Raw genomic sequence first — 13,024 nt, forward strand, 5'->3', positions numbered from 1 at the left:
GGCGTCAGCCCCGGGAGGCGCCGTCCCCGTCCGACGAGATCGGCACGGTGGTCACGCCCTGCGCCGCCGAGCCGCTGAGCCGGCGCAGCAGCGCTGCCACGTCGATGCCGGTGAGGTCACCGGACAGCTGCAGCCCCTGGGCGACGTTCGCCGCGACCGACTTCCCCAGCGAGCCCGCCCCGTCGGAGGAGATGACGGTCATCTTGTCCACGCTGGACAGCGGGGCGGCCGCCGCACCCACGACCTCGGGCAGCACCTTGACCAGCATCTCCAGGATGGCCGCCTCGCCGTACTTGGCGAAGGCGTCGGAGCGCGCATCGAGCGCCTCGGCCTCGGCCTGACCGCGGGCGAGGATCGCGGCCGCCTCGGCGGCGCCCTCGCGCTCGACCGCGTCGGCGATCGCCTGGCGGCGCTGCTTCTCGGCCTCACCGCGCTTGGCGCCCTCGATCGCTTCCGCCTCGGCGAGCGCCGAGCGCCGCGCCCGCTCGCCCTCCCCGGAGAGCCGGGCCTGCTCGGCGGCGGCCTGGGCGGCGGCGATGGTGGCCTGGCGCTCCGCCTCGGCGGTGAGGATGGCGGAGTTCTTGCGCCCCTCGGCCTCCTGCTCGACCCGGTAGCGCTCGGCGTCGGCCGGGCGGCGGACCTGGGTGTCGAGCTGGCGCTCGGTCAGCGCCGCCGTCCGCTCGGCGACCTTCTCCTGCTCCATGAGGACCGCCTGGTCCTGCGCGGCCTGCGCCAGCGGCCCGGCGGCCGCCGCGCGGGCCTTCGCGGCGTCGGTCTCGGCGGTGATCTCCGCCTGCTTGAGCGCCAGCTGGCGCTGGGCGATCGCGATCGCCTCGTCGGCCAGCAACTGCTCCTGCTGCGCGGCCTGCCGGGCGCGCGCCTCGGCGATGCTCGCCTCCTTGAGCACCCGGGCGGCCTCCGGGCGGCCCAGGTCGGCCAGGTAGGACCCCTCCGCCTGGATGTCCTGCAGCTGGAAGGTGTCCAGCACGAGACCCTGGCCGGTGAGCGAGGACTCGGCCTCCTCGGCGACGGCGGAGGCGAAGGCGGCCCGGTCGCGGATGATCTCCTCGATGGTCAGCCGGCCGACGATCGAGCGCAGCGCACCGGCGAGCACCTCCGACGTGAAGGTGTCGATGCCCTCCTGCTGGTTGAGGAAGCGCTGGGCGGCCGCGCGGATCGAGCTCTCGGTGCCGCCGACCTTCACGATGGCGACGCCCTCGAGGTCGCACTTCACGCCCTGCTTGCTGACCGCACCGCGGATACCGACCGGGATCCGGCGGCTGGAGAGGTCCATCGTGTGCAGCTTCTGCACGACCGGGAGCACGAAGACGCTCGCGCCCATCACGACCTTCTGGCCGGACTGGTCGCGGGAGACGACGCCGCTGGTGTCGGTGACCTGGCGACCCTGGCGCCCGGTGACGATGAACGCCTGGTTGGGGCCGGCCACCTTGATCCGGGACAGCACCAGCAGGACGAGCAGGATGATCAGGGCGACGATGCCGCCGATCGCGTAGAGCAGCGTCACGGGTGGGTGCCTCCGGGCTCGGTGAGGGGATCCGTCGCGGTGGAGACGACCTGGACGGCGGTCTCGCTGAGTGCCTCGACGACGTAGACGGGGGTGCCGGTCGGCAGCGAGGTGTCGCTGCGGGCAGAGAACTTGAGGGGCTGGCCGGCCAGCGCCAGCCGGACCTCGCCGAAGCCGCCGGCGGGGACGGCCGAGACGACGACGCCCTGCGCCCCGGCGAGGTGGTGGCGGGTCAGCGTCTCCTGCGTCGGCATGTCGCGCAGCGCCCGGGACAGGCGCACCGCGCCCCAGGCCAGGGGCAGGGCGACCACCAGCCCGGCCACGGCGGCGAGCAGGGCGGTGACGCCGGTCGGGAGCCCGGCGGGCAGCAGCGCGGTCGCGGCGGCGCCGCCGAAACCGATGCCGCCCAGCAGTGCGGCGATGGCCGGGACCGAGAAGGGACCGTCGACGTCGCCGCCGAGGTCGCCGATCTCCCCCACGACCGTCGCCAGCAGCAGCACGACGAGGCCGAGCGCGCCGACGACGAGGAACGCCACCGTCGTCGTGTCCACCCAGCTCCCTCCGCGTGTCGTCGTCGGGGAGCCTGGCAGTTCCGTGACCGCCCGGGCAAGGAAGTCGCTCGCCCGGGGGAGCCCGGCGACCCCCGCCTGCGCGGGGCGGGCGATCATCGGGGGCATGAGGCGGGAGGCGAGCATCCTGCACCTGGACCTGGACGCCTTCTTCGCCGCCGTCGAACAGCGCGACAAGCCCTCGCTGCGCGGCCGGCCGGTCGTGGTCGGTGGCGTCGGCGGTCGCGGCGTCGTCGCCACCGCCTCCTACGAGGCCCGGGCGTACGGGGCGCGGTCGGCGATGTCCACCGCGGAGGCGCGCCGGCGGTGCCCTCCGGGGACGGCGTTCCTCGGTGGCCGGTTCCCCGCCTACCGCCGCACCTCCGACGTCGTCATGGACCTGCTCCGCGAGCTCTCCCCGTTGGTGGAACCCGTCTCGATCGACGAGGCGTACGTCGACCTCGCCGCCGGGCCCGGGCACGACCTCTCCGTTTCCGGTGTGACGGAACTAGCCATGGGGCTCAAGGAGCGCATCGCCGTTGCCACGGGGGGCGTCACCGGGTCGGTCGGCGTGGGCAGCTCGAAGCTGATGGCGAAGATCGGCTCGGACCTGCAGAAGCCCGACGGCCTCGTCGTCGTCCCGCCGGGCCGCGAGCTCGACCTCCTGCACCCGCTGCCGGTCACGCGGCTCGGTGGCGTCGGCCCGGCGACGGCGGAGCGGCTGCACCAGGTCGGCGTGCGCACGGTCGGCGACCTGGCCGCCAAGTCGCTGCCCGACCTCGTGGCGCTCGCCGGCCGCGCCCACGGCGCCGGCTTGCACGCCCTGGCCCGCGCCGAGGACGACCGCGCCGTCGTCCCCGACCGGGGGGTGAAATCGGTGTCGCACGAGGAGACGTTCGAGCGCGACCTCACCGACCTCGCCGTGCTGAATCGGGAGATCGACTCGATGGCGGCGCGGGTCGGCAGCCGGTTGCGCGCCTCGGCGCACTCCGGCCGCACCGTGACCCTCAAGCTGCGCCGGTACGATTTCACCACGACCACCCGGTCCCAGACCCTGGCCCAGCCCACCGACGACGCCCGGCTGATCGCCGCCACGGCCCGCCGCCTGCTCACCGAGGCGGGGACCGGTGGGGGCCTGCGCCTGCTCGGGGTGGGTGTGTCGGGGCTGTCCCTCTACGCGCAGGGCGACCTGTTCGCGACCGAGGACGACGCGCCCGACGAGGCCGCGGCGCCCGAGCCGGAGGCGGCCGCGGAGCCGGAGCTGCCGGTCGAGAAGCGCTGGTGGCCGGGGCAGGACGTGCGGCACGAGGAGCTGGGGGCCGGCTGGGTGTGGGGCCGCGGGCTGGGCCGGGTGACGGTGCGGTTCGAGGGCCCGTTGACGCCGCCGGGCCCGGTGCGCACGCTGGCCGCCGACGACCCGGCACTGCACCCCGCCGAGCCACCCGACTGGAGGGCACCCGGCTGACCGCGACGGGCGGCGCGCTCCGGGTGCGGCCGGCGCCCGTGTAGAACGGCTCCATGACCGGTCGTCCCGAACCCAGCGCCTGGACCCGCATGACCCAGGAGGACCCCGAGCACTCCGCCGCGTACGTCCAGCGGTTCCGCACCCTCGCGGAGCAGGGGATGGACCTGGTGGGGGAGGCGCGGCTCGTGGACGCGATGCTGCCGCGCGGATCGCGGGTCCTGGACGCAGGCTGCGGCCCCGGACGGGTCGGCGCCCACCTGCACGAGGTTGGACACCAGGTGGTGGGCGTCGACGTCGACCCGGTGCTGATCGCCGCGGCCGAGGAGGACCACCCGGGTCCGCGGTGGCTGGTCGGCGACCTCGCCGAGCTGGACCTCCCCGCGCAGCAGGGCATCGACGAGCCCTTCGACGCCATCGTGAGCGCCGGGAACGTGATGGCGTTCCTCGCGCCGTCCACCCGCGGCGCGGTGCTGCGCCGGCTGCGCGCCCACATCGCGCCGGACGGCCGGGCCGTCATCGGCTTCGGCGCGGGCCGCGGCTACGCGTTCGACGACTTCCTCGCCGACGCCCGTGCGGCGGGTTGGGAGCCGGACCTGCTGCTCTCCACGTGGGACCTGCGGCCGTTCACCCCCGACTCCGACTTCCTGGTGGCGGTGCTGCGCCCCGCCTGAGCAGCCGCCCGGGCGCCGTCGTGCCGCTCGTCCCACGGGTCGGACGGTGTCAGCGGGGCAGCCACCGCGGCCGGGTGCTCGGCGGCAGCAGCGCTCCCGCCGTCCACGGAGGACGCCCCGGCGGGGCGACGACCGTGACGGGCCCGGCCGGCGACGGCAGCTCGACCAACCATGGCCCGGGATCGATCGGGGGTCCCGGCCGCTCGTCCCCGGGGCGGGCGTCCAGCAGCCAGTGGGCCGTCGCGGCGAGCGAGAGGTCCGCGCACCAGCCGCCGCCCTCGGTGCGCTGGCGGCCGAGCAGCCCCAGGACGGCGGCTGCGGCCAGGTGGCCGGTCGCGTGGTCGAGCGCCTGCACCGGCAGCGCGCCCGGCACGTCGCCCTCGCCGTATGCCGTCGCGATGCCGGTCGCCGCCTGGACCAGCGAGTCGAAGCCCCGGCGGCTCCCCCACGGGCCGCGCGTGCCCCACGCCGACAGCCGGGCCACGACGAGGTGCGGGTGCCGCTCGGCCAGTGACCCGGGATCGAGGCCGTGGCCGTCGAGCGCCCCCGGCCGGTAGCCCTGGACGACGACGTCGGCTCCGGCGACCAGTTCCTCCACCCGGGTGCGGTCGTGCCGGTCGGCCAGGTCGAGCAGCACGTGCCGCTTCCCCGCGCCGGTGTCGCGCAGCAGACCGAGGTCGTCGGGCGCCTGCGGGGAGTCGACCCGCAGGACGTCGGCTCCGTGCGCCGCGAGCGCCCGGGTGGCCACCGGGCCGGCGATGACCCGCGTCAGGTCGAGCACGCGCATCCCGCGCAGCGCGACGCAGCGCCCCGGATGCTCGGCGACGTGGGTCACCGCGACGAGGGGCTGCTCGCGCACCGCCGCCGCCTGGGGGTGCGCCGCCCAGACGGCTTCGCTGCGGACGGCCGCCGCCGCCCCACCTGCCTCGACCACCGCCGTCTCCAGCTCCTCGGCACGCCACCGGAGCGCGGCGGACGCCACGTCCTCACCCAGCACCGCCGTCGCGGCAGCGCGGTGCTGCGGGTAGTTGCCGTGGAGCCGGACCCAGCCGTCGGCGGTCCGCCAGAAGCGGGACAGCGGGGCGAACCCGCCGCCGGCTGGTTTCCCGTGAAACCTCACGTGCCGTTCGCCGGCGAAGGATGCGGCCACGTGCCCCGCGTCGAGGTGGAGCGGTCGTTCCGCCACCTCGCCGACGTCACGGGCGGCGAGCAGCTGCGCGGCGACCGCACCGATCGCGAGCCCCGGGACGTCCAGGCGGCCGGCCAGCCCCGTGCGTGCGCGCACCAGTGGAACGCCGACATCCCATGCGGCGCCGATCGCCGTCCCCACCTCGTCGACCAGCCGGGCCGCGCCCGGCGGGAGGGTCACCCGGGCCCACCGGGCCCGCGGGACGGCGCCCCACCCGCTGGTGGTGCCAGCGGGATACCGAGCGCGATCGTCAGCTCCAGCACCGTCTGCGGGTCCTCCAGGCCGCGCCCGTAGAGCTGACGTAGCTGCGTCATCCGGTAGCGGACCGTCTGCGGGTGCACGAACAGCGCCGCGGCGACCTGGTCGCGCCGGCCGTGGTGCAGCAGCCAGCAGCGCAGCGTCTCGGTGAGCTTCTCCCGGGCGGCCTCGCCCACCGCCTCCAGCGGGGCCAGGACCCGGGCCCGCAGATCCGCCAGCGCCTCCTCGTCGGCGCGCAGCAGCAGCTCGGCCAGCCGGGCATCGGTGTCCAGGGGTCCATCCTCCGCCCCGGCCATGCCCAGCCGCAGGGCACGCACCGCGCGGCCGTAGGACGCCTGCGCGCTCCACCACGGGCGCGCCGGCCCGACCACGGCCCGGCGGCCCGCCAGGCCGCGCAGCAGGGCGCCGCGTCGGGCGCCGTCGGCGTCCGGCACGAGCAGCACCGCGGTCTCCCCGGCCGGGTCCAGCCCGGGCAGGTCCTCGGCCGCGACGAGGGTGCGCGGATCGAGGGAGACCATCGCGCCGCGGACCCGCCCCTCGGGGAGCAGCGCGACGGTCAGCGTGCGCGGCGGCGTCCAGTCGGCCCGCTGCGCCAGCTCGGTGAGCTCCGTGTGCGGACTGCCGGTCAGCAGCCCGCGCGCCAGCCGCTCGAGCAGGCGCTGGCGCGCGCGCCCGCTGGAGGCCAGCTCGTCGGCGTGCCCGGCGACGCTCGCCGCGGAGAGCCGGTCGATGTAGGCGAACACCAGCTCGGCGAACCGGGCGAGCGACTCGGGGTCCATTCCCGTGCGGACGGCGGTGGCGCTCATGTCCCGCCATGACACCCGCGCACCCACCCGGTAGGCGGCCAGCAGCGCGTCCATCGAGCGGCCGCTGCGCGCCTCACCGCGGCCCAGGGCGTACGCGGCCTCGACGACCGGGCCCCCGGGGGTGCCGGCGTCCACGTTGCCCCCGGCGGCGGCGACCTGCAGGAAGCCCCGCAACGCCATCTCGACGGCGGCGGAGATCTTGCGACCCATCGGGCCGGCGAACGCGTCCGCGTAGCTGGGGACGCCCACGATGATCTCCTCCACCGCCCGCTCGGCGACAGCCGTCAGCTCGGCGCGCATCGCCTCCGCGACGGTCTCCGGGAACGGTGCCGGGTCCGGGGACATCGGGTCTCCTTTGTTCAGCCGGAACAGAAGCTACCGCTGGATTCACATCCGGAGCACAGGTATCTGGTGCTCGGACTGGGAAAGCTGAGTACATGACAGCAACCGCCCCTCGCCCCGCTGCGGCTCGCCCGCCGACGCGGAGCGCGCTGCGCGACCGGGTGTTCAGGCTCGCCGAGCTGGTGACCACCCCGCTGCTGCCGGTCGACTACCTCGACCTGTTCGACCCCCTCCGCTCGGGTGCGGCTCTGCGCGGTCGGATCGAGGCCGTGCAGCGGGAGACCCGGGACGCGGCGAGCATCGTGATCCGCCCCGGCCGCGACTGGCTGCCGCACACGCCCGGCCAGTACGTCCGCATCGGCGTCGACATCGACGGGGTCCGCCAGTGGCGCGCCTACTCGATCACCTCGGTCCTCGGCCGGGCCGACGGCTGCTTCACCATCACGGTGAAGGCCATCCCCGACGGCAAGGTCAGCAACTACCTGGTGCACCGCGTGCAGCCGGGCACGATCGTCCAGCTCGACCAGGCCACCGGGGAGTTCTGCCTGCCCGAGCAGGTGCCGGCCAAGGCGCTGTTCGTCACCGCCGGGTCCGGCATCACGCCGGTCATGGGCATCCTGCGCAACCACGCCGACTCCCTGGCCGACACCGTGCTGGTCCACTCGGCGCCCACCGCCGACGACGTCGTCTTCGGCGACGAGCTGCGGCAGATGGCCGCCGAGGGCCGGATCCGGCTCATCGAGCAGCACACCGACAGCGCCGGCATGCTCGACGCGCGGTCGATCGCCGAACTGGTGCCCGACCTGCACGAGCGCGCCACCTGGGCCTGCGGCCCCGTCGGCATGCTGGAGGCGCTGGAGGAGCACTGGGCCTCGGTCGGCATCGCCGACCGGCTCTACACCGAGCGCTTCCGCCCGCGGATCGCCGTCACCGGCGAGGGCGGCACCGTCACCTTCACCAGGAACGGCGCGAGCGTCGAGGCGGACGGCGCGACCCCCATCCTCGACGCCGCCGAGGAGGCCGGCGTCCTCATGCCGAGCGGCTGCCGGATGGGCATCTGCTACGGCTGCGTGCTTCCCCTGCGCGAGGGCGCGGTCCGCGACCTGCGCAACGGGGAGATCACCACCGCGGAGGACGTCGGCGACGGCGTTCTCGTCCAGACCTGCATCAGCGCCCCCGCCGGCGCCTGCGCCATCGACCACTGATCCAGCCGAACCGAGGAGCCGGACACATGACCGTTCTGCAGAAGAAGCCCGAGAACCCGATCGCCCACCTGACCGCCGAGGACATCGAGCTCATCGGCAAGGAGCTCGACACCATCCGGCAGGAGGTGCGCGACAGCCTCGGTGAGGACGACGCGAAGTACATCCGCACGGTCATCGACGTGCAGCGCAAGCTCGAGCTGGGCAGCCGCGCCGTCCTGCTGTTCTCCAAGTTCCCCCCGGCGTGGGTGCTCGGCACCGCCGGCCTCTCGATCGCCAAGATCCTCGAGAACATGGAGATCGGGCACAACATCCTGCACGGCCAGTGGGACTGGATGCGCGACCCGAAGATCCACTCCACGACGTGGGAGTGGGACATGGCCAGCCCGGCCGCGCAGTGGAAGCACTCGCACAACGAGCTGCACCACACGTACACGAACGTCGTCGGCAAGGACAACGACCTCGGCTACGGCATCATGCGCGTCGACGAGGACCAGAAGTGGCACCCGTTGTACCTGGCGCAGCCGCTGTGGAACTTCATCAACGCCTGCTTCTTCGAGTACGGGATCGCCGCGTACGACCTGGAGCTGGGCAAGAACCTGGCAACCAAGAAGCGGCGCAACGACCCGAAGTTCCGGGCTGCCGCCAAGCAGGTGCTGAAGAAGATCCGCAACCAGGCCGCCAAGGACTACGTCGTCCACCCGCTGCTGTCGGGCCCGTCGTTCCTGCCGACGCTGGCCGCGAACTTCACCGCCAACGTCGTGCGGAACCTGTGGTCGCACTCGGTCATCATGTGCGGCCACTTCCCCGAGGGCGTGGAGACCTTCGAGAAGACCTCGATCGAGGGGGAGACCCGCGGCGAGTGGTACCTCCGCCAGATGCTGGGCTCGGCGAACATCTCCGGCAGCAAGGCCATGCACATCATGACCGGGAACCTGTCGCACCAGGTGGAGCACCACCTGTTCCCCGACCTCCCGAGCAACCGGTACGCCGAGATCGCCCCGCGGGTGAAGGAGATCTTCGACCGCTACGACCTGACCTACCACTCCGCCCCGCTGTACAAGCAGGTCGCGAGCGCGTGGCACAAGGTCATCCGGCTCTCGCTGCCCAACGGCTGGCTCGCCGAGACGACGCCGAAGAACGCCCCGGCGCAGCTGGCCAAGCTGTACAAGATGACCACCGGCGGGCCCAAGGTCCGCCGCGAGCTGATGCGCGCCGCCGCCTGAGAAAGGACCCCGCCCACCTCACCCTTCGCTCGCTCAGGGTGAGCCTCGGGGCAGGGCCGTGAACGGGAGAGGCCCAGGACCGTCGTGGTCCTGGGCCTCTCGCGTGCAACGCCCCCCGGCGCTCAGGGCATCAGCCCTGGCCGGGGAAGTTCAGCGACCACAGCAACGTCGGGTCGCTGATCGGCACCTCCCACACCGGGCCGTCGAGATCGGGGTCGACGACCTCCCCGCGGCCGAGGAATGCCGCGACCTGCCCCTGGGCCTGCATCGCGGCCACCGGGAACCGCGCGACGTCCAGCAGGAAGCCGTGCGGGTTGAGCGCGGCGGTGGTGGCCTCGTCGTTGCGGAAGAGGCTCGTCCGCGACCACAGGTCACCGGCGTCGACCAGCGTGTAGGACGTCGGGTTCGGCACCGTCTGGTCACCGAACGCGACCTGGACCAGCACCCGGTCGTGCCGGATCAGCGGCGCGAACGTCTCCGGGCTGCCGGGTCGGGTCAGCCACGTCGCCTTGGCCAGGTAGTCCTGGATGGCCAGGGCACCGGGCGCGGTCGCGGTCACCGGGCCCTCACCGCGCAGCGGCAGCTGCTCCTCGAAGAACCAGCGGCTGGCGTCGGGGCTGTTGGGCGCCAGACCCGCGGCCTGGAGCGCCTGGAAGGTGAGCGGCCGGAAGGCCGGCGAGAGGCGCGAGATCTCGCTGATCGGGCCCCCGGGCACGTTGAGCACCGAGCGGGCAATCGCCCGGTCGGCGCCGGCGAGCATGGTGCCGTAGATGCCACCGAAGCTCTGCCCGAAGTAGGTGACCCGCGCGCCGGACAGGTCGCCGCGCCGGTCGCCGTCGACGTCCGTTCCGCCCAGCGAGCGGACCAGCGTCATGATGTCGGCCGCGGTCTGGCGGAGCGCGTCCCGGGACGAGACCGCACCGGCCGCGCCCGTGGCCGAGGAGCCCTCGGTGCTGCCGAAGAGCCCGTCACCGTCCTGGTCGACGCCCCGGCCGTAGCTCGGGAACGTCCGGGTCTCGCCCGCTGCCGTGGTGATCTGCCAGGTGCTCTCCGGGCCGTACCCGTGCCCGACCACGTTGGTCCCGATGGTCGCGATGCCGCTGCGGGCGTTGGTGAGGGCGGCGAGGAACACGCTGGTCGTCGAGCCGGTGAAGCCGTGCCCGAAGACTGCGGTAGGCCAGCCGCCGTCCGGCGCGGGGCCGGGCGGGAGGACGGCGACGAAGGGCAGGCGGTCGGCCTCGACCGGCGCCGGACCGTCGTCCCGGGTCGGCGTCTGGGTGATGGTGCCGTCGGGGGTGAGCCAGGACGGTGCCTGGTAGGAACCGAACACCAGCGTGCTGCCGGCGGGCAGGAGGTTGATCGGCTGGACGCTCGGCCCGGCCGGGGTGCCCCCCGGCGTGCCGGGAGCCGGCCGGTCGGGGACGAAGGTGACCGTCGAGCCCGTCACCGGGACGACGCCGTCGATCTCCAGCCCGGGGCGCGCGATCCCGAGCTCGCGCAGCGCGCGGTTCGACTGGATCTGCCGGTTCAGGTCGAGCAGGCCGTCGGTGGCGCTCAGCGTCGTGAAGGTCTCGGTGGTGGCCGAGTTCGCCGGCCCGGCCTGCACGTCGATGCGGTACGTGGTGCCCGGTGCGAGCTGCTCCACGGGGTGGGCGTACAGCGTGTTGGTGGCCAGGTCCCAGACGACGCGGTCGACGCCGGTGCGCCACCCGCCGCGCTCCTGCCGCACGGTGATCCGCTCGGCGACCTGGGCCGGGTCGACCGGGGCGCTGAAGCGGACGGCGATGCGCGGGTCGAGGTCGAAGCCGTCGAGCTGGTTGAGCCGCTCGACGAGACCGCAGGTGACGACGGTGCCGCAGTTCTCCGTCGGCAGGGCGACCCGCAGGCCGGTGAGCTGCTGCCGGTCGGGAACGGTCAGGTCGTTCGTGGGGAAGACCGATACCGGCTGGGCCGGTGCGGGGGCGGCGAGCGCGGGGGAGGCGGTGGCCGTGACGGTCACCGCCGCAGCCAGGGCGCTGATGACCGACGCGGTCGTCCGGCGCCAGGGATGTGAGGACAACGGGTCTCCTATGCCTGAGGGGACCTCTTCCTAACCCACTGGTGACACGGGCCACAATGGTTGCCGGCTGCATCGGTGCAGACCGTGGCGCTGCGCTGCGCGGATGGGTTCGTGCACGGTGCTCGCAGCCCATCACGGGGGCTACCAGCACGGATTGCCGAGCACGACCGGACCCCGTGCCCCCCAGATGCCGCGGGGCCCGGGACCGACCGGTCCCGGGCCCCGCCCAGCCGTACAGCCGGGCGGCTCAGTTCGCCATGTCCACGAAGCGGCTGTAGTGGCCCTGGAAGGCGACCGTGACGTTGGCGGTCGGGCCGTTGCGGTGCTTGACGAGCATGATGTCGGCCTCGCCGGCCCGCGGGGACTCCTTCTCGTACATGTCCTCGCGGTGGATCATCATCACCATGTCGGCGTCCTGCTCGATCGAGCCGGACTCGCGGAGGTCCGAGAGCATCGGCTTCTTGTCCTGGCGCTGCTCCGACCCACGGTTCAGCTGCGACATCGCGATCACCGGGACCTCGAGCTCCTTGGCCAGCAGCTTGAGCGCACGGGAGAACTCCGAGACCTCCTGCTGGCGGCTCTCGACGCGCTTGCCCGACGTCATCAGCTGCAGGTAGTCGATGACCACGAGCTTGAGGTCGTTGCGCTGCTTGAGCCGCCGCGCCTTCGCCCGGATCTCCATCATCGTCATGTTCGGCGAGTCGTCGATGTAGAGCGGGGCGTCGGCGACCTCCCCCATCCGGCGCGCGAGCTTGGCCCAGTCCTCGTCGGAGAGGGAGCCGGCGCGCATGTGGTGCAGCGGCACCTTCGCCTCCGCCGACAGCAGACGCATGGTGATCTCGTGCTTGCTCATCTCCAGCGAGAAGATGACCGCGGGCAGCCCGTGCTTCACCGTCGCCGACCGGGCGATGTCCAGCCCCAGGGTCGACTTGCCCACGCCGGGACGGGCCGCGATGACGACCATCTGGCCCGCCTGCAGGCCGTTGGTCAGCTCGTCGAGGTCGCGGATGCCCGTGGGCACACCGCGGGCCGTGCCGCCGCGGGAGGCGATGGCGTCCAGCTCGTCCATCGTCGGCTGGAGGACGTCCTCGAGGCGCGAGTAGTCCTCGCTCATGCGTTTCTCGGTGACGTCGTAGATCTCCTGCTGGGCCCGGTCGACGATGTCGTCGACGTCGCCCTTCCCACCGGCTGCGCCGTAGCCCAGCTGGACGACCCGGGTACCGGCCTCCACCAGCCGTCGCAGCACCGCCTGCTCGGCGACGATCGCGGCGTAGTAGCCGGCGTTGGCCGCCGTCGGCGTGGACTGGATGAGCGTGTGCAGGTAGACCGCGCCGCCCATCTTCGACAGCTGGTCGGTGCGGTTGAGCTCCGCGGCCACGGTGATCGCGTCGGCCGGCTCACCCCGCCCGTACAGGTCGAGGATGCAGTCGAAGATCACCTGGTGCGCCGGCCGGTAGAAGTCGTTGCCGTGCAGCACCTCCACGACGTCTGCGATCGCGTCCTTGCTCAGCAGCATGCCGCCGAGCACCGACTGCTCCGCCGCGACGTCCTGCGGCGGCTGCCGGTCGTACGCCGGCGCTGTCGCGGACGGTCGGCTGAACTCGTCGGCCACCGCCACGGGGGTACCTCCATCTCCTTGCGGGCGCGCCCGCATCACCACCACGCGCAGGGGAAGTACGCGAGCTCGGCGGACGGCGCCATGCCGAACACGTGTTCGGCTCCTGCCTACCGGA

The 13,024-nt window shown here is 73.7% G+C and carries 10 protein-coding genes; 4 read left to right on the forward strand and 6 right to left on the reverse strand.

The features are described from left to right. Positions 1-4: 4 nt before the first annotated feature. Positions 5-1,525: a flotillin family protein gene (locus ACI799_RS13685; RefSeq protein ID WP_456589628.1), complete on the reverse strand. Its 1,521-nt coding sequence runs from the start codon at positions 1,523-1,525 to the stop codon at positions 5-7. Next, a complete protein-coding gene (locus tag ACI799_RS13690) occupies positions 1,522-2,076 on the reverse strand; it encodes a hypothetical protein (RefSeq protein WP_456613294.1) in 555 nt (184 codons plus the stop codon). Before ACI799_RS13690 ends, ACI799_RS13685 begins: the two co-directional genes overlap by 4 nt. A gap of 124 nt (positions 2,077-2,200) precedes the next feature. Here ACI799_RS13690 and ACI799_RS13695 point away from each other — a divergent pair, with 124 nt between their 5' ends. After that, a complete protein-coding gene (locus tag ACI799_RS13695) occupies positions 2,201-3,538 on the forward strand; it encodes a DNA polymerase IV (RefSeq protein WP_456613295.1) in 1,338 nt (445 codons plus the stop codon). Between the two features lie 53 nt (positions 3,539-3,591). Further along, positions 3,592-4,209: a class I SAM-dependent methyltransferase gene (locus ACI799_RS13700; RefSeq protein ID WP_456589625.1), complete on the forward strand. Its 618-nt coding sequence runs from the start codon at positions 3,592-3,594 to the stop codon at positions 4,207-4,209. Positions 4,210-4,258: 49 nt separating this feature from the next. On the opposite strand, the gene ACI799_RS13705 is transcribed toward ACI799_RS13700, so the two are convergent. Both ACI799_RS13705 and ACI799_RS13710 read right to left on the reverse strand, forming a co-directional pair. Beyond that, positions 4,259-5,578 carry a CoA transferase gene (locus tag ACI799_RS13705; RefSeq protein ID WP_456600252.1) on the reverse strand — a complete coding sequence of 440 codons (1,320 nt, stop codon included), beginning with the start codon at positions 5,576-5,578 and terminating at the stop codon, positions 4,259-4,261. After that, positions 5,575-6,807 carry a PucR family transcriptional regulator gene (locus tag ACI799_RS13710; protein WP_456600251.1) on the reverse strand — a complete coding sequence of 411 codons (1,233 nt, stop codon included), beginning with the start codon at positions 6,805-6,807 and terminating at the stop codon, positions 5,575-5,577. The genes ACI799_RS13705 and ACI799_RS13710 overlap by 4 nt, the downstream gene beginning before the upstream one ends. A gap of 92 nt (positions 6,808-6,899) precedes the next feature. On the opposite strand from ACI799_RS13710, the gene ACI799_RS13715 reads away from it, so the two are divergent. Beyond that, positions 6,900-8,009 (forward strand): ferredoxin reductase, encoded by a 1,110-nt coding sequence (locus tag ACI799_RS13715; protein WP_456595989.1) that lies wholly within the window; start codon positions 6,900-6,902, stop codon positions 8,007-8,009. Positions 8,010-8,035: 26 nt separating this feature from the next. After that, on the forward strand, positions 8,036-9,232 hold the full coding sequence (locus tag ACI799_RS13720; RefSeq protein WP_456589621.1) for a fatty acid desaturase family protein: 1,197 nt from the start codon (positions 8,036-8,038) through the stop codon (positions 9,230-9,232). A gap of 130 nt (positions 9,233-9,362) precedes the next feature. Here the strand turns inward: ACI799_RS13720 and ACI799_RS13725 are convergent, their stop codons facing one another. Both ACI799_RS13725 and dnaB read right to left on the reverse strand, forming a co-directional pair. Beyond that, positions 9,363-11,291, reverse strand: coding sequence for an Ig-like domain-containing protein (locus ACI799_RS13725; protein WP_456613296.1), 1,929 nt, complete (start codon positions 11,289-11,291; stop codon positions 9,363-9,365). Between the two features lie 247 nt (positions 11,292-11,538). Beyond that, a complete protein-coding gene (dnaB, locus tag ACI799_RS13730; protein WP_456589619.1) occupies positions 11,539-12,909 on the reverse strand; it encodes a replicative DNA helicase in 1,371 nt (456 codons plus the stop codon). Positions 12,910-13,024 lie beyond the last annotated feature (115 nt).

The organism is Blastococcus sp. SYSU DS0753, assembly GCF_054051175.1.